Genomic DNA, 19,500 nt, shown 5'->3' with positions numbered 1-19,500 from the left:
CCTCCTCCTGTCCGCGCCCGTCCGTCGCCCGCTCATTTTCCGATCCAGGGGGCGGGGTCGACGTACTCTCCGTTCACCTGTACCTCGAAGTGCAGGTGGGCTCCGGTGGAGTAGCCCGTGCTGCCGACGAGTCCGACCACCGTGCCCACGCCGACCCGCTGTCCCTTGGCGACGCTGATGGCGGACAGGTGGTTGTAGGTCGTCGAGACTCGCTTGCCCTCGATCGTGCCGTGGGACACGACCACCCGGTTCCCATAGCCACTCGTCATGCCGGCGAAGGTGACGACGCCTTCCTCGGCGGCGAGTACCGGCACCCCGGCGGCGACTCCGAAGTCGATTCCGGAGTGCAGTTTGTAGACCCCGGTGACAGGGTGCACGCGCATACCGAAGGGGGAGGTCACAGGGGGGTTGCCGGACAACGGCATGGCCATCGCCTGTCCGGCGGGGACGGTGCCGGTACCGGGTCCTGAGCTGATCGCCGTGTATTTCGCCATGAAGCTCTTGATCTTGACGACGTAGCCCTGGGTCTCCTGGTACGGGGGTATGCCTCCGTACTCCAGCACCGCACCCGGGCCCGCGTTGTAGGCGGCGAGAGTGAGGTCGAGCGTCGGGCCGCTCGCCCGGCCGCGAGCCTTGTAACCCTCGACGTCCTCGGCCAGGGCACAGTCGTAGCGCCCCTGGGCCATGATCGCATCTCCCGGGTCGAAGGGGTCCACTCGCCCATTGCCGTCGTCGTCCCGGCCCCAGGTGGTCCACGTTCCGGGCATGAACTGTGAGAGTCCCTGGGCCCCCGCGGGCGAGGTCCGCCCATTGATCCAGGCCGACTCGGCCTCGATCTGGGCGGCGATGACGGGCGCGGTTATCTGGGGGCACATGGAGCCGGCCTTCAGCACCCACGGCAGGTACTCCGGGGGTACGTGCTTCGGGTTCAGCGTGCCGCCGGTGACACCCGACATGTCGGGGCCCGTGTCCCCCGCCCCGACACCCACGAACAGCATGACCGGCATGACGACCAACGCGAAGGCACCGCCCGCGAGCCACGCGGCAGTGCTTCCCCCTTTGCCCGACATCGCTCCCCCGTAGACATGATCCGATGTCCCCCACAGGCCGGTACGGCGACCGCCCGACGACATCACATGGCCGATGCAGTCAACACCCTTTGATTCGCAGTACGTTATCGGTGTCGGACGCTACGCGAGAGAGTTGACGGACGTCGACACAGGGGGAGCAGGGACGCATGCAGCAGCACATCACCGAGGGAGTTGAGATCTGGCTCCGCGGGCCGGTGAATCCATCCGCCCCTCCGCTGCCGTCCCCGAATACCGCATTCCTGCACGACTCGTCGCCAAGTCCCGTGCAAGGCGCGGAGGTTGTTTCCGCCGCCTCGCTACCGACGCCCGCTCAGACCCCACTCACGTGGATGAACGCCCATGGAGGCGCGGGGACTTCCACCCTGGCGCAGATATTCGGAGGTCATGACTCCGGCCTCTCCTGGCCCGACCCCGCAGCCGGGGAACCCGGGAACGTCATGCTCGTGGCCCGTACCCACGCCTCGGGGCTCCAGGCGGTGTCCAGGGTCCTCAACGCCGTTCGCCAGAATGAAGTCCCGGCAGATGTCACCCTCTGCGCGGTCGTCCTCGTCGCGGACGCACCCGGCCGCCTGCCGAAAGAGCTGAACCGCAGAATCAAGGTGATCGGCTCGGCCGTCGCCGTCCACCGGGTGCCCTGGGTGCCGTCCTGGCGGACCGGCGACCTCTCAGGGCCTCTGCCGCGTGAAGTCGCCGCGCTCGGACGAGTCATCACCGGCAACTGACTTTTATGACAGAAGGTTTGAGATGGCAGCGCCAGCACGCGTCGGACCGGAGTCCGACGTCACGGATCCCCTCAACGAACTTCTCGACATGATGGCCTGGCTGGTCAGCGCCGCGTGCGTCGTCGGCCTCCTGATCGTCGGGGCACGGATGGCCATATCGCTCCGATCGGGAAATGGGGAGGAGCACTTGACGCAGTTCGCGACCGTCATGGGGGCCTGCATCATCGGGGCGACCGCAGGTCCTGTCGTCACGTTCCTCCTGGAGTAGGCGGTCTTTCGAGACAGATGTGTTCCGAAACCGGTCACCGACAAGGCCGGAAACGGACGCACAGCGATCTGGCGCTGTCATGATGCAGCGTCAACATGGCTGCACACGCAGTCACTGTCAGGAGAGTGAGCGTAGACCGCTCACTTGCACGGGGGGAGATTCTCCATGTTGAGCAAGCTTCACGGCATCGTCCTCGCCGCCGACGTGCCCACGCCGGGCATGGACGCGCCGGAGGAACTCACGGACAAGGTGAACAGTGTCCTCGGCATCGTCGCCTGGGCCGGAACCGCGGCGGGCGTCGCGGGCGTACTGATCACCGGGGCCATGATGGCGATTTCGATGCGCCGGGGCGAGGGGTCCGAGCACATGGGCCGTCTCGGCATGGTGCTGGGCGGCTGCGTCCTGGTCGCCACTGCCGGCCCGCTCGTCTCCTTCGTCTTCGCCTGACCCCGACCCGAACGTGAAGGGAACCCGACTGATGGTGGTTTCGGGAAGGCAGCGCGGCAGCAGCGGGGAGTGGGAGAAGCCCTTCTGGCAGCAGCGGGGCTGGCAGATTTCGGCCGCATTCCTGATCGCGATGGCCCTGATCGGTGGCGTGGCGCTCCTCTCCGGCGGAGGCGACGACAGCGGGGCGCCCGCGGCCAAGCCGTCCGCGGTGCAGTCGTCCGCGGACGGCGGTGAGACGTCCGCGCCCTCGCAGGCCACCGGTGAGGGCCGGCCTGCCGGTTGCCGTACGGACGACAGCGACCAGGACACTCGGCCGAAGCCGCCGGCCGACGTCCAGTGGCGCCAGCTGAACTCCACGCTGGTCCCGGTGTCGGAAACCGCGGGCCCGGTGAAGTTCGACGGGCCCGCGTGGTCCTGTTTCGCGCACACTCCCATGGGCGCGGTCCTGGCGGCCCACGTCATCCCCAACCAGTTCGACGACTCGAACTGGCGGGACGTCGTGGATCGTCAGATGCCTCCCGGGGCGGCCAGGGACGCGTACATCCGCAAGCGTTCGAAACTGCCCGACGACTCGGTGGTCAAGGCTCCGCCCGGCAGCAGGGGCACCTACGCCGCCTACTCGATCGTCTCCTACTCCGAGGAGCAGGCCACAGTGATGGTCGTGATGCAGATTCCGCGGGGGGGTTACGGTGCCGGCACGGTGACCGTCGTCTGGAACGACGGCGACTGGAAGCTCCGGCCCACACTCTCCGGGTCCCTCTTGGAGACGGCCACCCCCGTGGGCGGTCTGGAGGGTTTCACGGAGTGGGGCACACCTGATGCTTCGTGAGCTGCCCGGCCCCGGCGACATAGTCGACTGCGCCACAGATCTCAGCGGATGTCTGGGCGATGCCACCCGGGGCGCAGGTGAGGCAATAGCCGACTCGGCGGTCGGCGCCTTCGCGAACGCCATCGGCTCGGCCGCCTCCGAAGTGCTCAAGTCACTGAACGGCGTCTGGCTGCAGGCCGGAAGCCCGAGCTCCCTCAACCCCGAAGGGCAGACCGGGCTCAACAGCATCCTCAACGAGACGCAATGGATCGTCGGCTACGTGGCCGTCGCCTCGCTCCTCGTCGCGGCGGCCAGGATGGCGTACGAGCGCAAGGGCCAGCCCATGCAGCAGGCGCTCCTGGGCATGTGGAAGGTCATTCTCGTCTCCGCCGTCGCCCCCTTGATAGCCGGCAAGCTGTACGAGGCCTCGGACGCGTACGCGGCGGACGTGTACGAGAAGGCCCAGCTGGGTGAGAACGCCGAGACGATGCTCGGTTTGACCACTCTCACCAGCCCCGGCCTGATCCTGATCTTCGGCCTGCTGATCATGCTGGCCGGGTTCGTCCAGATCATTCTCATGTACATCCGGCTCGGCGTGCTCATCATGCTGATCGGCACCCTTCCCATCGCCGCCGCGTCCTCGATGACGGGCTGGGGCGAGGGCTGGTGGAAGAAGCATCTCGGCTGGCTCATCGCCTGGCTCCTCTACAAACCGGCCGCCGCACTGATCATCTACTCGGCCACGGCCATGACGCAGGACGACCGCGCCGTTGCCTTGGAGAACACCATCGCGGGCATGGGCATGCTGATCCTGTCCGTGTTCGCCCTGCCCGCCCTGCTCAAGCTGATCGTCCCGGCGACAGCCGCGCTCGGCAGCACCTCGGGCGGCACGGTCGCCATGAACTTCGCCAACAACATCGCCACCGGTGCCATCAACATCGCGAGCGGCGGCATGTCCTCCTCCGGTGGCGGTGGAGGAGGCGGCCGGAACACTGCTTCCCAAGGGCCGGCCGGCTCGCCCTCCACGGGTGCGGGCTCGCCCCCGGGCGGCACGGGCGGTGGCGGCGCGGGGACAGTCGGTGGTGCGGCCTCCGCCGGTGCCGCAGGGGCCACGGCCGGCGCGACGGTCGCCGTCCAGGCCGCTGCGACGGTCGCACAGGCCGGCCTGACCGCGGCGAACGAAGTGACCAACTCCCTCGACGACAACGACGGAAACAAGGGCCACAACCAGTAGGAGCCGATGGGGGAGGCGCATGCCCGGCCTCCCACTCTGCCGAGGAGAGGAAGATCCATGTCCGAGCAGCGTTCCCTGCGCGAGTACCTCCAGCGCTACGCGGCCGGCGAGATCCCGCGCGACGAGATGATCGAAACCGTCGCCGCCTGGGAGTTCGAGGAGTCGGACTGGGAGGAGGGGCACATCGAGCCGTCCCACCAGGACAACACCCTCGAAGTCGTGGCCGGCGCCTCCCTCCTCGGTGACATCACCAGGGAGGACCTGGAGGAGATCCACCGCCGCCGCACGGCCCGCCACGGATGAACGGCGAGTACCAGCCGCTCTACCAGGAGTTACAGCGGCGCATGGGCCCTGGAGGCGATCTCTCCCCCGGCCCCCGGGACACCGTCAGCCACCACTTCCAGGACGGCCTGTGGACCAGGGAGCGGGAACAACTGCACCGGGCGATCCTGGAACAGTTCAAGGACCAGTACCGTGACCGCCCCCGGGACGGCCAGGCCGTCCTGCTCACCGCCGGTGCGCCCGGGGCGGGCAAGGGCGGCGCCCAGGCCGGCCTCGCCCGGTGGCAGGGCCAGGACACCGGGCTGGGGCGGGAACTGGCCCGCGCCCACGGAGTGAACCTCGACCTGTACGTCGTCCTCGACCCGGACCAGTTCAAGGTGGCCCTCTTCGAGCACGGCGGACTGCCCCGGCTGGACGTCCGGGCCATGGCCCTGCCCTTCGGCCGGGAGCTGGCACCCTCCGAAATGGCCTCGCTGATCCATCGTGAGTCCGCGTTCCTCCAGGACCAGTTCGAGGTATGGGCGCGCCGCGAGGGCTACAACCTCCTCTACGACGCCACCCTGAAGAACCTCGACAAGAACATCCGCCTTCTCACCGACCTCCAGCACCAGGGCTACGACCAGCGCGTCGTGCTGTCCGTCGAGGTCCCCCTGGAGCAGTGCCTCGCGCAGAACGCGGCCCGCTGGGAGAGCGGCCGCATCCGCTACGAGCAGGGCCTGGACGCCTACGGCGGCCGGATGGCGCCCGAGGGCACGATCCGCGACCTGTACGCGCAGAGCACCTCGGGCCGCGGTTACTCCATCGGCCGGGAGAACGCCGAGCGCCTTGCCGACAAAGGGCTCGTCACCGCGCTGATCACCTCCGACCGGGGCGACTTCGACCCTGGCGCCGCCGCGCAGAGCCCGCTCGTCCAGGCGCGGACCTTCCAGCAGGGCGACAGCGTCATCCGGATATCGGCGGCCGGGCGCCTGCGCTCGGGGCGGGGCGACGCCGCGCCGCGGCCCACCGCCGTCCCCGGAACGGCTGCCCCCGCCACGCCCCGCACTCCGCGCCGGCCCCCCGGCCCCGGAAGAAGCCTCTGACACACCCCGGAAAGGAAACCCATGTCCTCCGACGCCATGACGCGTCCCACGTACGGGAACTGGCGGCGTCCCCGTCGGCCCGGCCTCGGCCCCCTGGGCCTGCTCGGTACCGTTGTCGCCTTCGGCGGACTCGTGGTCGTCCTGCTCGCCTCGCTGGTCTCGCTCGCCGCGGCCGTCGTCGTCCTCGTCCCGCTGGCGCTGTTCCTCGGCCCGCTGGCGCTGCGCACCGCGGACGGCCGCAACGTGTACCAGCTGCTGGCCGTCCGGATCGGCTGGATGAGGCGCAAGGCCAACGGCTCGCACACGTATGTCTCGGGCCCGCTGTCGCGGCGCCCCGGCGGCCACTTCACGCCGCCCGGACTGCTCTCCCGGGTGAAGATGCGGGAAGGCAGGGACGCGTACGACCGCCCCTTCGGAGTGCTGCACCACCCCGGCCGCAACCTCTACACCATCGTGCTCACCTGCGAACCCGACGGCGGTTCGCTGGTCGACCCCGAGCAGGTCGACATCTGGGTCGCCTCCTGGGGCGACTGGCTGGCCCGGCTGTCGCACGAGCCGGGGCTGCGCGGCGCCCAGGTGGTCGTCGAGACCGCCCCGGACACCGGCACCCGCCTCGCCGCCGAGGTGCTCCCCCGCATCGTGCCGGACGCCCCCGCCGCGGCGCGCGCGGTGATGGAGGAGGTCGTCCAGCGCTACCCCGCCGCGTCCTCCGAGATGCACACCTACATCGCGCTCACCTACGGCACGGTCCCCGGCCCGCGGCGCGACCCCGAGGACGTCATCACCGACCTGTCGATGCGCCTGCCGGGCCTGCTGGCGGGCCTGGTCGCCGCCGGCGGCGGCTCGGCCTCCCCGCTGTCCGCGGAGCGCATCGCCGAGATCGTGCGGGTGGCGTACGACCCGGCCATCGCGCCCGACGTACTGGCCGTCCGCGCCCAGCACGCCGGCACGGGCCTGGACTGGAAGGACGCCGGCCCGGCCGCGGCCGTGGAGACGATCGACGCCTACAAGCACGACTCCGGGGTGTCCCGCACCTGGATGCTGACCCTCGCCCCGCGCGGCACCGTACGGTCCAGCGTGCTGCGCGGCCTGCTGGAACCCGCCCACGGCACGCGCCGCAAGCGGGTGTCGCTGGTCTACCGGCCCATCGACCCGGCGACCTCCGCGCGGATCGTGGAGGCCGACCGCAGGGCGGCGCACTTCATGGCCGGCTCCCGCCGGGGCCTGGTCCAGGCGCGTGCCTCGTCCGAGATGCGCGCGGCCGAGCAGACCGCGGCCGAGGAGGCCGCCGGCGCCGGTCTCGTGGAGTTCTCCCTGATGGTGACGGTCACCGTCGACAACGAGGAGGAGCTCCAGGACGCCTCCATCACCGTGCGCAACCTCCAGGCGTCCTCCCGCATCCTGATGCGCCCCGCGGACCGCATGCAGGCGTCGGCGTTCAGCTGCACGCTGCCCGTCGGCCTGCTGCCGTGGGAGTACACGCTCATCCCCTACCAGCTGAGGGAGACCCTGTGAGCAGGCGACAGCGTCCGGCCGCCCGACCGCCGCGCGAACCCGTCGTGCCGGCTCGGGGATGGCCCGGCCCGGGCGGCGGCCAGGTCGGCCACCTGGACCCGCCGACCATGTGGCGCGCGACCACCGTGCAGGCCTGCGGCCTGTGGCCGTTCGCGGCCGGCTCGGGCGCGCCGATGACGGGCGTACCCCTCGGGCAGCATCTGCACACCGGCGCGACGGTGTGCGGGGACCCCATCTCCTGGTTCACCCGGGCCCGTTACATCTCGAACCCGTCGCTGTTCATGCTCGGCATGCCCGGCCTCGGCAAGTCCACCCTGGTCAACCGGATGCTGATCGGCATGACGGCGACCGGGATCGTGCCGCTGGTGCTCGGCGACCTCAAGCCCGACTACGCCGACACCGTGCGGGCCCTGGGCGGCCAGGTGATCTCCATCGGACGCGGGGTCGGCGGCATCAACGTGCTGGACCCCGGCGCCATGGGCGAGGCCGCGGCCCGGATCGGCGGCGACGCCGGCCGGGTGCTGGCGGCCGAGGCGCACGGCCGGGTGCTGAACATGGTTGCCGCCCTCGTCACCATCGTGCGGGGCCGACCGATGGACGACCACGAGCAGTCGGTGCTGTCCGCCTGTCTGCACCACCTCAACGAGCGCGGCAAACCCGGCCGAGCACCGCTCCTGCCCGATCTGCTGAAGGTCCTCGACGAGGGGCCCGACCGAGTGCGCGCGGTGACGCTCGACCGCGGCGACATGGTGCGCTACCAGCAGGCGGTGGACCCACTGCACCGCTCGCTGCTCGGCGTGCTCGACGGCCCGCTCGGTGACACCTTCGCCTCCGAGACGTCGACCCGGATCGACCCGAACTCGCCCGCCGTGTGCGTCGACATCTCCCGGATCGGCGAGGCCGACACCCAGCTCACCGCGGCGGCGATGCTCGCCGCCTGGTCCGACGGGCTCGGCACGGTCGCCGCCGCCCACGCCCTGGCGGACGCCGGGCTCGGCCCGCAGCGCTGGTTCTTCACCGTCCTGGACGAGCTGTGGCGACCGCTGCGCGCCGCCTCCGGCATCGTCGAGCGGATCGACGCGCTCACCCGCCTCAACCGCTCCCTGGGGCTCGGCGACGCCAAGATCACCCACACCCTCAAGGATGCCGAGGCGCTCGGCACCGAGGCCGACCGGGCGAAGGCGCGCGGCTTCGTCGAGCGGGCGGGCATGGTCGTCTGCGCCGGGCTGCCCCGTGCCGAGATGCAGGAGCTCAGCAAGATCGTCGGCATGTCGGAGCGGGAGATCGAACTGGTGTCGTCCTGGTCGTCGCCGCCGGGCTGGGCCGGCACGGACGGCAACGCCGAGCCGCCCGGCCGTGGCCGCTTCCTCATCAAGGTCGGCGGCCGGCCCGGCATCCCCATCAAGGTCGCCATCACCGACACGGAGCGCGCCCTGCACAACACCAACACCCGCTGGACCGGCACGGAACAGGCCGTGCAGCACGGTGAGGGGCCACGATGAGCGCGCGCAGGGGCAGCGCCGGCGCCGACGACTTCCTGCCGTGGATCATCGTCGTGGTCGCGGCGCTCACCGGCTTCGTCTTCTTCGCGGTCTGGCTGGGCGGCACGCTGGGCGCGGCCACCAGCGGCGGTGGCTGGGATCCCCCGCCGTTCGCCCTGTCGACCTTCGCGACCCTGACGCAGGACGGGCCGGAGGCGCTGTGGCCGGGCTCACCGGTCGGCGCCTTGCTGGCGGGTATGACCGTGGTGCTCGGGGTGTGCGTCGCGCTGCTCGTCGTAGTGATCATGCTGGTGCGCAAGGGGTCCGCCCGGCCGACCGGTCTCGCCGGACGCCGGGAGCTCGCGGCCATGCTCCCCAAGGGCGCCGCCGCCCGCGCCCGCGAGCTGCGTCCCTCACTGCCGAGGACGGGACGGCTCCACCCGGACGACACCGGAAACCTGCTGGGCGACCTGGAGCCGAACGGCCCCGAGCTGCGCTCCAGCTACGAGGACGTCGAGCTGGACCTGATGGCCCCGCGGGCCGGCAAGTCCACCGGCATCGCGGTGCCGCGGGTGCTGCGCGCCCGGGGCAGTGTGCTGCTGACCTCCAACAAGGCCGACGTCTACAGCGTCACCCGGGCCGAACGCGAACGGCACGGCACGGTATGGACGTTCGACCCGCAGGGCATCGCGCACACCCCGCGCGCGATGTGGTGGGACATGCTCGCCGACGCGGCCACCATCGAGGGCGCCCGGCGGCTGGCCGGTCACTTCGTGGGCGCCGTCAACGACGACGCCTCCAAGCGCGACTTCTGGATCTCCGCGGCCCAGAACACCCTCACCGCCCTCTTCCACGCCGCCAGCCGGGGCGGGCGGCGGATCGACGAGGTGCTGGCCTGGCTGGCCGACCCGGCCGACCGCACACCGATCGACCTGCTGCGCGACGCCGGCATGACCGCGCTGGCCGACCAGCTGCGCGGCACCATCCAGGGCGCGGTCGAAACCCGGGACGGCATCTACGAGACCGCACGCCAGTGCGTGGCCTGCCTCCTCGACCCGCGGATCGCCGCCTGGGTCAGCCCCGACCCGCGGCTGCCGCAGTTCCGGCCCGACACGCACGTGCTCAGCCGTGACACCCTCTACCTGCTCTCCAAGGACGGGGGCGGCTCGGCCGCCGGAGTGATCGCGGCCGCCGCCGACTCGGTGCTGCGCGCGGGCGTCGTCGCCGCCGAACGGATGGGCGGACGCCTCGACCCGCCCATGACCGCCGTCCTCGACGAGGCGGCCAACGTCTGCCGTATCTCCGATCTCCCCGACCTCTACAGCCACTTCGGCTCCCGCGGCATCAACATCGTGACACTGCTGCAGAGTTACCGGCAGGGCGTACGGGTGTGGGGCGAGCCCGGCATGGACGCCCTGTGGGGCGCCGCCACGATCAAACTGCTCGGCGCGGGCCTGGACGACGCCGACTTCGTCGAGAAGATCTCCCGGCTGGTCGGCGAACACGACGTGAGCACGGTCAGCTACTCCAGGAGCAAGGACGGCAGGTCCCGCTCGACGTCCTACCGGCTCGAACGCATCCTGCCCGCCGACCGCATCCGCGCCCTGCCCAAGGGCACCGCCCTGCTGCTCGCCACCGGGGTCAAGCCGGCCCTCGTCCGGCTGCGCCCCTGGTACCTGGAACCGGACGCCGACCGGATCCGGGCCGCGGCCCAGGCGGAGGTCCAGGCGATCACCCGCCGCGCCGGCAAGGAGACCATCCACTGATGACCGAGCACCTCCCCCACCAGGTGCCGCAGTCTCCGCCGTTCATCCTCTACCTCGACGGCGACGCGTACGTCCAGGAGCTGCGGCTGCTGGCGACCTGGGTGAACTCCCTGCTGCTTCCCGTCTACGGGCGGGAGACCCACTCCGGCTCGCCCTGGTGCCCGCGCTGGTGGGAGCACCTGGAGGCGGTGGCCCGGCTGCACGCGCTGTGGCTCGCCTGGCAGGAACTCACCGATCCCGCCGCGGGCGCCGTCGGTCCCTCCGTATGGCAGCGTGATCACCTGGGACCGGCGCTCAGCGAACTGCGGGACCCCGCCGGGCCGTTCGCCGGCTGCAAGGAAGGCTCCCACCGGGCCAAGGCGGCCCCGGTGGTCGAGCCGTACTGATCGACCGAGAGGACACACAGCACATGCCCAAGACGAAGGCAGCGGCGAGCGCCCTGCTCGCGGGGCTGCTCCTGGCCGGCTGCGGCGACGGCTCGTCGCCGGACCCGAAGAACGAGCACACGGCGTCCGCCGGCCCGTCCGCGAAAGCCTCCCCCACCCCGGAGGGCCCGTCGGTCCTGTTGACGGTCCCCTCCCAGTACGACCCGGGCAAGGGCTGGCAGCAGACGCTCTCCTGGATGCCGAAGAACTACTCGGCGCAACCGCTGGTGGCCGTGGGTACCCGGAGCGACACCGTCGCCCATGTGAACACCACGGAGGACGGGTACGTCGTCCAGGTGCGCGACGCGACGACGGGGAAGATCCGCTTCACGGGCGAGCCGTGGGAGCCGCCTGCTCCCAAGGAGAAGACGAACTCGCTGTTCGGGCACTCGGTGCAGCTGCCCTCCGTGTCGACCACCGTCCAGAACGGCCGCGAATACGTCGTGCTGTGGGCCCACGGCGTCCTCGGCGCAGACGCCCTCGACAAGGGCAAGGAGATCGTCCGCCTTCTGGTCTATCCGATGAATGCCTCCGGCAGCGCGGTGGCCCCTACGCGCGAGATCGACATCCCCGTCGAACTGTTCGCACTCGGTCGCGACTACCTGAGGGTCGTCGACCTCGGAACGGGCTTGCAGGTTCACTGGGAGGCGCGCAACACGGACAAGGAAGCCGTCGCCGTGAACGTGACGAACGGGACGCTCGACCACTGCGCGGACGCCTGCTCCGAGAGCATCGGACGCCTCTGGACCGACAAGGGATGGGTCGTCTCCGACTACTCCCAGGACACCGTGTCGATGCCCAAGTCGTGGCACATCACCGACGACGCCCCGCCCGGCGCCAAGTACGCACAGGACTCGGCGTCCGGGAACGGCGCGTACGTGGGAATCACCGGCGGCCATCTCTTCACCCGGTGGAAGGCCGAATCCGGCAGCGTCATGCACCCTCTCACCGCCCTGCACGACGCCGCCACGGGCAAGCTGGAGACCAGCATCGTCTGCGACCGGCCGTCGGAGGGCGACACCGTCTCCTCCCCCAACGGCCGCTTCGTCGCCTCCGGCACCGTCGCCTTCGACCTCCAGCAACGCAGCGGCTTCTGCCTCGACGCCGGGAAGGAGCGGAAGGCCAGCGTGTACATCCGGTCGATCACCGACGAGGGGATCGCGTACGGAGGGCTCGATCACACCCCCCGCGAGGGAGAGGAGACGGCCGAGGTCGACCTCTCCTCCGGCACCGCCGCCCCCGAACTCCTCCCCGAGGGCACCGTCCTGCCCCACCTGACCCTGAAGAACACGGGTGTCTTCCTGACCCCGAGCCCCGACGACGGCGTGCTGATCTCGGTACTCCGCCACAAGTGACGGCCCTCGGCCGACCGATTCCGGGAGAGGTACATGTCCCTTCCTCAGCTCACCCAGGTGCTCCACTGGCAGAACCGCTGGTCCGGTCCCGCGCACACGCTCCTGCGCGCCTTCCACGATCCCACCGCCCGGGAAACCGTGGTCGTCGTGTCCGAACTGGCGGACAACCCGATGGAGCGCGGCATCACCGGCGACTTCCAGAGCGTCGCGGACGCCGCCCTCCCCCTGCTGCGCCGGCATCTGTCCCCCGACCTCGGCCACATCGTCTGGATCGCGCACTTCGGAGACTTCTCCTCCTACGACCCCGGCGGCCCCGAGACCTTCACCCGCATTGCCGTCACCGAGACCGACGGCGTCCACGAGGAGAACCTCCACGAAGACCGGCGGCTTACCGCACAGCAGGTCACGGAACTGCTGAAGGGCCGGACCCTGGCCCCCGTGCCCGAGGTCCTCGCACAGCTGGGCCACCCGAAGTGACCGAGCTGGTCTCCGGCAGGGACGTGCTCGCACAGGCTCGTGCGCTGTACCAGGGCTACCGGTCGGCCATCGAGCCGACCGGCATGCGTGTTGCCATCATCCGCTTCACGCCCTCGCCCGAGGACCCCGCGGACTGGCATGCGCGGCTTGAGGCGTCCAGGGTCTCCGCCGAGCAGAAGGTGAAGAGCTTTGAGTACCTCGGCTTCCGAGCCGAGCACGTGGTCCTGCCACCGGGGGCGCACCGCTGGCAGTTCGCCGATGTCCTCAACCACTACAGCCAGGACCCGAAGACACGGGCGATCATCGTCCAGTACCCGCCGCCACAACAGTTGGCGCCTCTTGTCGCCCGGATGGACCCCGCCAAGGACATCGACGCCCTCCTCAAAACCCGCTCCCCCTACCCGTCCTGCGCCACCGCCGAGGGCATCTACCGGGTGGCCGAGCCGTTCGCCGAGGACGCCCCGGCGATAGCCGTCGTCGGCAGCCGCGGCTTCGTCGGACAGGGCGTGGTCGAACTGCTCCGCAACAACGGCCACGACCCGATCACCCTGGACGCCGGCGACGACCTCAGGCACGTACGTGACGCCGACATCGTCATCTCCGTCACCGGCAACCCCGGTATTCTCGGCCCCGACCACCTGCGTCCGCACCACCGCCTGGTCATCGACTCAGGCTTCGTCCCCCAGCGCGACGGCACCGTCCAGGGCGATGTACGCCGGGAGATGTACGGCGTTCCCCAGCACCTCACACCGGTGCCCGGCGGCATCGGACCGGTCGAGATGGCCACGCTCATGGAACGGGTGATCCGCCAGGAGGTCGACCCCCAGGTGACACCGTGGAAGGTCGAACCACGCCCTTACCTGACCAGAGACCAGATCACCACAACCGGCCTTCCAGCACCCGCCCCCGCCTCTCTCGCCGAAGCAGCCCGCCTGCGGGCACCCCGCATCACAGCCCCCACCACCACCCAACCCCCGGCCGGGCACCACCCGACGTCGGCACACCCGCAGATGCCCACCCAACGCCCGCCGACATCCCCACGCCCCGGCGGCCCCGGACGCTGAACGGCCCCCGCATCCGCCCGCCGTACCCCGCGAAACCATTCCAGCGCCGGCGCGCCCGGTCTACCGACCTCCGGAGAGATACGTGTCCCTTCCCCAGCTGACGCGTTCGTTCCTCCGGCAGCGCCCGCTCCACGGAGAGACGTTCTCCCTGCTGCGCGCCGTCCAACGGTGGCGCGAGACGTTCACCGCGATCGCCCTGAAGGTCACGGGACCGGCTACCAGGACGACCACCGGGACCGAAGGCTGACCGCCGACGAGTTCATCCGCCTGCTCGGCGGACAGCCCCTCGCCCCGGTGCCCGACGTATTGGCCGGCCTGGAGCCCCGCACGTAACGGAACTGGCGTCCGGCCGGGACGTTCCGCGTCAGGCTCGCGAGCTGCACGCGCACTACCGACCGGTCGTCGAGCCGACCAGGATGGGGGGCGGGTGGAATCCCCGGCCTGCCGATCCCGAGGGGGTACGCGCTCCGCACCGCCCCCACCGCACACCGGAAAGGAAGAACATGTCGCACGACGGCATCTCGATCACGCACCGATTGGACCCGCACGAGTGGTCCAACGAGGAGACGGCCGCGTATGAGGCGGCCATCGAGGCGGTCAACGGAGCGGTGGCCGCCTACAGCGCCGTCATCGCCGCCGAGGAGGCCAAGTCCGCGCCGGACGGCGCAGTGATCGAGGCCGCTGTGGCCGCGCAGACCCGGCTGGCCCGGGAACGCGAGAGCCTGCGCTCCTCCGACCACGAACAGATCGCTGCGGCCCGAGCCCACTACGCCCGGCTCGCCCATGACGTCATGGCGGGCCTCGCCTGATCGGCCCGCGGAAGGTGACGGGCGGGCGGGATGCCGCCGTCAGCCCCCCGACCCCGCCGCCGCAGCGAACACCATGATCAGGACCATCAGAAGAGCCAGGCCGGCCACGGAGAGCCAGCCGAGGATCAGGCCGGTCAGGGCGAAGCCGTCGCCGGCCTCACCGGTGCGGCGGATCTCGGCGCGGGCCATGTGACCGAGGACCACCGCGGGGATACCGGTGATCCCTCCGGTGAACACCGTCAGGATCCCGCACACCATCGATCCGACCGCCTTGCCGTTCTGCCTCGGCTGAGGCGCGGGCAGGAACGTCTGCGGCACCGGGCCGGCCATGGCGACCGGCTGCTGCATCTGCGGCCCCTGCGGCAGATCCGCGACGAGCAGCGCCAGGTCGGCGATCGAGCGGGCCTGATACGCCCGCGCGATGCGCTTCTCGAACTCGGCATGGTCCAGCCGCCCCTCGCCGTAACCGGCCCGGAGCACGTCCACGGCGCGCTCCCGGTCGGCATGCGACGCGAGCATGGGCGGCGGGCCGAACGGCCCCTGCATCGGCGGCTTGCCCTGCCACGGTGTCGGGTACGACACGGGTGCCTCCCGGGCGCCGGTGAACGGTCTCGAAGACTCGAACGCTCCATACCCACCGTTTGGTTCCGGGCACCCTCGCGAAACCAGCGGTTTGTGACACTGCCGTCACACGACAAGCCGAAGGGCGGCCACCCCTCGGGATGACCGCCCTTCGTACCACTGCCTACTGGTTGTACGGACCGTAGTCGTAGTCCTCCAGCGGAACGGCCTGGCCGGAGCCCGTGCCGAACGGCGAGTAGTCGATGTCGTCGTAGCCGACGGCCGAGTACATCGCGGCCTTGGCCTCCTCGGTCGGCTCGACCCGGATGTTGCGGTAGCGGGACAGACCCGTACCGGCCGGGATGAGCTTACCGATGATGACGTTCTCCTTGAGGCCGATGAGGCTGTCGGACTTGGCGTTGATCGCCGCGTCCGTCAGCACTCGGGTCGTCTCCTGGAAGGAGGCGGCCGACAGCCAGGACTCCGTCGCCAGCGAGGCCTTGGTGATACCCATCAGCTGCGGACGACCCGAGGCCGGGTGACCGCCCTCCTGGACCACACGACGGTTCTCGTGCTCGAAGCGCGAACGCTCGACCAGCTCGCCGGGCAGCAGCTCGGCGTCGCCGGACTCGATGATCGTCACACGGCGCAGCATCTGCCGGATGATGATCTCGATGTGCTTGTCGTGGATCGACACGCCCTGCGAGTTGTACACCTTCTGGACCTCGCCGACCAGGTGGACCTGGACGGCGCGCTGGCCCAGGATGCGCAGCACGTCGTGCGGGTTGGTGGCGCCCACGGTGAGCTTCTGGCCCACCTCGACGTGCTCGCCCTCGCTGACCAGGAGCCGGGCGCGCTTGGAGATCGGGTACGCCGTCTCGTCGCTGCCGTCGTCCGGAGTGATGACGATCTTCTTGGTCTTCTCGGTCTCCTCGATCCGGACGCGGCCGGAGGCCTCGGAGATCGGGGCGACGCCCTTCGGGGTACGGGCCTCGAAGAGCTCGACGACACGCGGCAGACCCTGGGTGATGTCGTCACCGGCCACACCACCGGTGTGGAAGGTACGCATCGTCAGCTGGGTGCCGGGCTCACCGATGGACTGGGCGGCGATGATGCCGACCGCCTCGCCGATGTCGACCAGCTTGCCGGTGGCCAGCGAGCGGCCGTAGCACATGGCGCAGGTGCCGACGGCGGACTCGCAGGTCAGGACCGAGCGGGTCTTGACCTCCGCGACGCCGTGCGTGATCAGCTCGTCGATGAGCACGTCGCCCAGGTCGGTGCCGGCCGGGGCCAGCACCTTGCCGTCCACGACGATGTCCTCGGCGAGGCAGCGCGCGTACACGGACGTCTCGACGTTCTCCGCCTTCAGCAGCGAACCGTCGGCGCCGCGCTCGGCGATCTGCAGACGCAGGCCGCGCTCGGTGCCGCAGTCCTCCTCGCGGATGATGACGTCCTGGGAGACGTCGACCAGACGACGGGTGAGGTAACCCGAGTCGGCGGTGCGCAGAGCGGTGTCCGCCAGACCCTTACGGGCGCCGTGGGTGGAGATGAAGTACTCCAGCACGGACAGGCCCTCACGGAACGACGCCTTGATCGGACGCGGGATCGTCTCGTTCTTCGCGTTCGACACCAGACCACGCATACCGGCGATCTGACGCATCTGCATCATGTTGCCTCGTGCACCCGAGTTCACCATCATGAAGATCGGGTTGGTCTTCGGGAAGTTGTCGTTCATCGCCTCGGCGACCTCGTTGGTCGCCTTGGTCCAGATCGCGATGAGCTCCTGCGTGCGCTCGTCCTTGGTGATCAGACCGCGCTCGTACTGCTTCTGGACCTTCTCGTCCTGCGCCTCGTAGCCCTTGACGATCTCCCGCTTGGCGTCGGGGACGACGACGTCGGAGATGGCGACGGTGACGCCGGAACGGGTGGCCCAGTAGAAGCCGGCCGCCTTCAGGTTGTCGAGCGTCGCCGCCACGATGACCTTCGGGTAGCGCTCGGCCAGGTCGTTGACGATCTGGGAGAGCTGCTTCTTGCCGACCTCGTAGTCGACGAACGGGTAGTCCTCGGGCAGCAGCTCGTTGAAGAGCGCACGGCCCAGCGTCGTCTTCAGCGTGAAGCTGTCACCCTGCTGCCACTCCGGCTCGCCCTCCTCACGCGCCGGCGGCTCCCAGCCACGCGGCGGGATGGTGCCCACCGGGAAGCGGATGTCGACCGGCGCCTGCAGCGACAGGTCGCCGGCGTCGAACGCCATGATCGCCTCGGCGACCGAGGAGAACGGACGGTCGGCGCCCTTGATGTCGCGGCCCTCGGCGTCCGTGGTGAGGAAGTACAGACCCAGCACCATGTCCTGGGTCGGCATCGTCACCGGACGGCCGTCGGCGGGCTTGAGGATGTTGTTCGAGGACAGCATCAGGATGCGGGCCTCGGCCTGCGCCTCCGCGGACAGCGGCAGGTGCACGGCCATCTGGTCGCCGTCGAAGTCCGCGTTGAACGCGGTGCAGACGAGCGGGTGGATCTGGATGGCCTTGCCCTCGACCAGCTGCGGCTCGAAGGCCTGGATGCCGAGGCGGTGCAGCGTGGGCGCACGGTTCAGCAGAACCGGGTGCTCCGCGATGACCTCTTCCAGCACGTCGTACACGACCGTGCGGCCGCGCTCGACCATGCGCTTGGCGCTCTTGATGTTCTGCGCGTGGTTCAGGTCGACCAGGCGCTTCATCACGAACGGCTTGAACAGCTCCAGCGCCATCGCCTTCGGCAGACCGCACTGGTGCAGCTTGAGCTGCGGACCGACGACGATCACGGAACGCGCGGAGTAGTCCACGCGCTTGCCGAGCAGGTTCTGGCGGAAGCGGCCCTGCTTGCCCTTGAGCATGTCGGACAGCGACTTCAGCGGACGGTTGCCGGGGCCCGTGACCGGGCGGCCGCGGCGGCCGTTGTCGAAGAGCGCGTCGACGGCCTCCTGGAGCATGCGCTTCTCGTTGTTCACGATGATCTCGGGCGCGCCGAGGTCGAGAAGCCGCTTCAGGCGGTTGTTGCGGTTGATCACGCGGCGGTACAGGTCGTTCAGGTCGGAGGTCGCGAAGCGGCCACCGTCCAGCTGCACCATCGGACGCAGGTCCGGCGGGATGACCGGCACGCAGTCGAGCACCATGCCCTTGGGGCTGTTGCTGGTCTGCAGGAACGCGGAGACGACCTTGAGGCGCTTGAGCGCACGGGTCTTCTTCTGGCCCTTGCCGGTGCGGATGATCTCGCGGAGGCGCTCGGCCTCCTCCTCCAGGTCGAAGGACTCCAGGCGCTTCTGCAGCGCCGCGGCGCCCATCGAGCCGTCGAAGTAGGTGCCGAAGCGGTCGCGCAGCTCGCGGTAGAGCAGCTCGTCGCCCTCCAGGTCCTGGACCTTGAGGTTCTTGAACCGGTTCCACACCTCGTCGAGGCGGTCGATCTCGCGCTGGGCGCGGTCGCGCAGCTGCTTCATCTCGCGCTCGGCGCCCTCGCGCACCTTGCGGCGCACATCGGCCTTGGCGCCCTCGGCCTCCAGCTCGGCCAGGTCGGTCTCGAGCTTCTTGGCCCGGGCCTCCAGGTCGGCGTCGCGGCGCTGCTCGATCTGCTGGCGCTCGACGGAGACGTGCGCCTCCAGCGAGGGCAGGTCGCGGGTGCGGCGCTCCTCGTCGACGTACGTGATCATGTACGCCGCGAAGTAGATGACCTTCTCGAGGTCCTTGGGAGCCAGGTCGAGCAGGTAGCCCAGCCGGCTGGGGACGCCCTTGAAGTACCAGATGTGCGTGACGGGGGCGGCGAGCTCGATGTGGCCCATCCGCTCACGGCGCACCTTGGCGCGCGTGACCTCGACGCCACAGCGCTCGCAGATGATGCCCTTGAAGCGGACGCGCTTGTACTTGCCGCAGTAGCACTCCCAGTCCCGGGTCGGACCGAAGATCTTCTCGCAGAAGAGTCCGTCCTTCTCGGGCTTGAGGGTGCGGTAGTTGATGGTCTCGGGCTTCTTGACCTCGCCGTGGCTCCACTGACGGATGTCGTCAGCGGTGGCCAGGCCGATCCGGAGCTCGTCGAAGAAGTTGACGTCGAGCACTATGCGTCAATCCCTCTCAGGGTCGTAAG

The 19,500-nt window shown here is 70.1% G+C and carries 19 protein-coding genes; 16 read left to right on the top strand and 3 right to left on the bottom strand.

Annotated features, from left to right (window positions below; all coding sequences use genetic code 11):
* Positions 1-32 precede the first annotated feature (32 nt).
* Positions 33-998 (bottom strand): peptidoglycan DD-metalloendopeptidase family protein, encoded by a 966-nt coding sequence (locus tag ACZ6KF_RS07185; RefSeq protein WP_356627508.1) that lies wholly within the window; start codon positions 996-998, stop codon positions 33-35.
* A 239-nt stretch (positions 999-1,237) separates the two neighbouring features.
* Here ACZ6KF_RS07185 and ACZ6KF_RS07180 point away from each other — a divergent pair, with 239 nt between their 5' ends.
* The 16 genes from ACZ6KF_RS07180 to ACZ6KF_RS07105 all read left to right on the top strand — a co-directional run bounded on the left by ACZ6KF_RS07180 (position 1,238) and on the right by ACZ6KF_RS07105 (position 14,826).
* Positions 1,238-1,813, top strand: a complete 576-nt coding sequence (locus ACZ6KF_RS07180) for a DUF6668 family protein (protein WP_469237642.1) — start codon at positions 1,238-1,240, stop codon at positions 1,811-1,813.
* Between the two features lie 22 nt (positions 1,814-1,835).
* Positions 1,836-2,081, top strand: coding sequence for a hypothetical protein (locus ACZ6KF_RS07175; RefSeq protein ID WP_469157534.1), 246 nt, complete (start codon positions 1,836-1,838; stop codon positions 2,079-2,081).
* Positions 2,082-2,246: 165 nt separating this feature from the next.
* On the top strand, positions 2,247-2,528 hold the full coding sequence (locus tag ACZ6KF_RS07170) for a hypothetical protein (RefSeq protein WP_356627510.1): 282 nt from the start codon (positions 2,247-2,249) through the stop codon (positions 2,526-2,528).
* Between the two features lie 31 nt (positions 2,529-2,559).
* The gene (locus tag ACZ6KF_RS07165; RefSeq protein WP_469237640.1) at positions 2,560-3,357 is read left to right on the top strand and encodes a DUF8175 domain-containg protein; all 798 of its coding nucleotides are present in this window, start codon (positions 2,560-2,562) and stop codon (positions 3,355-3,357) included.
* Positions 3,347-4,570, top strand: coding sequence for a hypothetical protein (locus ACZ6KF_RS07160; protein ID WP_469176246.1), 1,224 nt, complete (start codon positions 3,347-3,349; stop codon positions 4,568-4,570). The genes ACZ6KF_RS07165 and ACZ6KF_RS07160 overlap by 11 nt, the downstream gene beginning before the upstream one ends.
* Positions 4,571-4,627: 57 nt before the next feature.
* Positions 4,628-4,873, top strand: coding sequence for a hypothetical protein (locus tag ACZ6KF_RS07155; RefSeq protein ID WP_356627513.1), 246 nt, complete (start codon positions 4,628-4,630; stop codon positions 4,871-4,873).
* A complete protein-coding gene (locus tag ACZ6KF_RS07150; RefSeq protein WP_469237638.1) occupies positions 4,870-5,934 on the top strand; it encodes a zeta toxin family protein in 1,065 nt (354 codons plus the stop codon). Before ACZ6KF_RS07155 ends, ACZ6KF_RS07150 begins: the two co-directional genes overlap by 4 nt.
* Before the next feature lie 21 nt (positions 5,935-5,955).
* Positions 5,956-7,449, top strand: coding sequence for an SCO6880 family protein (locus ACZ6KF_RS07145; protein ID WP_469157537.1), 1,494 nt, complete (start codon positions 5,956-5,958; stop codon positions 7,447-7,449).
* Entirely contained in the window at positions 7,446-8,951 is a 1,506-nt protein-coding gene (locus ACZ6KF_RS07140; protein WP_356627516.1) for an ATP/GTP-binding protein, read from the top strand. The genes ACZ6KF_RS07145 and ACZ6KF_RS07140 overlap by 4 nt, the downstream gene beginning before the upstream one ends.
* The gene (locus ACZ6KF_RS07135) at positions 8,948-10,696 is read left to right on the top strand and encodes a type IV secretory system conjugative DNA transfer family protein (RefSeq protein WP_469237636.1); all 1,749 of its coding nucleotides are present in this window, start codon (positions 8,948-8,950) and stop codon (positions 10,694-10,696) included. The genes ACZ6KF_RS07140 and ACZ6KF_RS07135 overlap by 4 nt, the downstream gene beginning before the upstream one ends.
* Positions 10,696-11,082, top strand: coding sequence for a DUF4913 domain-containing protein (locus ACZ6KF_RS07130; protein ID WP_356627518.1), 387 nt, complete (start codon positions 10,696-10,698; stop codon positions 11,080-11,082). Before ACZ6KF_RS07135 ends, ACZ6KF_RS07130 begins: the two co-directional genes overlap by 1 nt.
* Before the next feature lie 23 nt (positions 11,083-11,105).
* Entirely contained in the window at positions 11,106-12,476 is a 1,371-nt protein-coding gene (locus ACZ6KF_RS07125; RefSeq protein WP_469237634.1) for a hypothetical protein, read from the top strand.
* Positions 12,477-12,509: 33 nt separating this feature from the next.
* Positions 12,510-12,953: a hypothetical protein gene (locus tag ACZ6KF_RS07120; RefSeq protein WP_469157541.1), complete on the top strand. Its 444-nt coding sequence runs from the start codon at positions 12,510-12,512 to the stop codon at positions 12,951-12,953.
* The gene (locus ACZ6KF_RS07115; protein ID WP_469237632.1) at positions 12,950-14,017 is read left to right on the top strand and encodes a tetrahydrofolate dehydrogenase/cyclohydrolase catalytic domain-containing protein; all 1,068 of its coding nucleotides are present in this window, start codon (positions 12,950-12,952) and stop codon (positions 14,015-14,017) included. Before ACZ6KF_RS07120 ends, ACZ6KF_RS07115 begins: the two co-directional genes overlap by 4 nt.
* An 82-nt stretch (positions 14,018-14,099) precedes the next feature.
* Positions 14,100-14,264, top strand: coding sequence for a hypothetical protein (locus tag ACZ6KF_RS07110; protein WP_469237630.1), 165 nt, complete (start codon positions 14,100-14,102; stop codon positions 14,262-14,264).
* 256 nt (positions 14,265-14,520) lie between these two features.
* Entirely contained in the window at positions 14,521-14,826 is a 306-nt protein-coding gene (locus tag ACZ6KF_RS07105) for a hypothetical protein (protein ID WP_356627523.1), read from the top strand.
* 39 nt (positions 14,827-14,865) lie between these two features.
* Here ACZ6KF_RS07105 and ACZ6KF_RS07100 read toward each other — a convergent pair whose 3' ends face one another.
* The gene (locus ACZ6KF_RS07100) at positions 14,866-15,408 is read right to left on the bottom strand and encodes a DUF1707 and DUF4190 domain-containing protein (RefSeq protein ID WP_469176261.1); all 543 of its coding nucleotides are present in this window, start codon (positions 15,406-15,408) and stop codon (positions 14,866-14,868) included.
* Between the two features lie 163 nt (positions 15,409-15,571).
* Complete coding sequence (locus ACZ6KF_RS07095) at positions 15,572-19,471, bottom strand: DNA-directed RNA polymerase subunit beta' (RefSeq protein ID WP_356627525.1); 3,900 nt, start codon at positions 19,469-19,471, stop codon at positions 15,572-15,574.
* Positions 19,472-19,500: the final 29 nt, after the last annotated feature.

The sequence above is a fragment of the Streptomyces sp. NPDC046379 genome (genome assembly GCF_055587785.1).
This window is presented reverse-complemented; position numbering and strand designations above follow the sequence as displayed.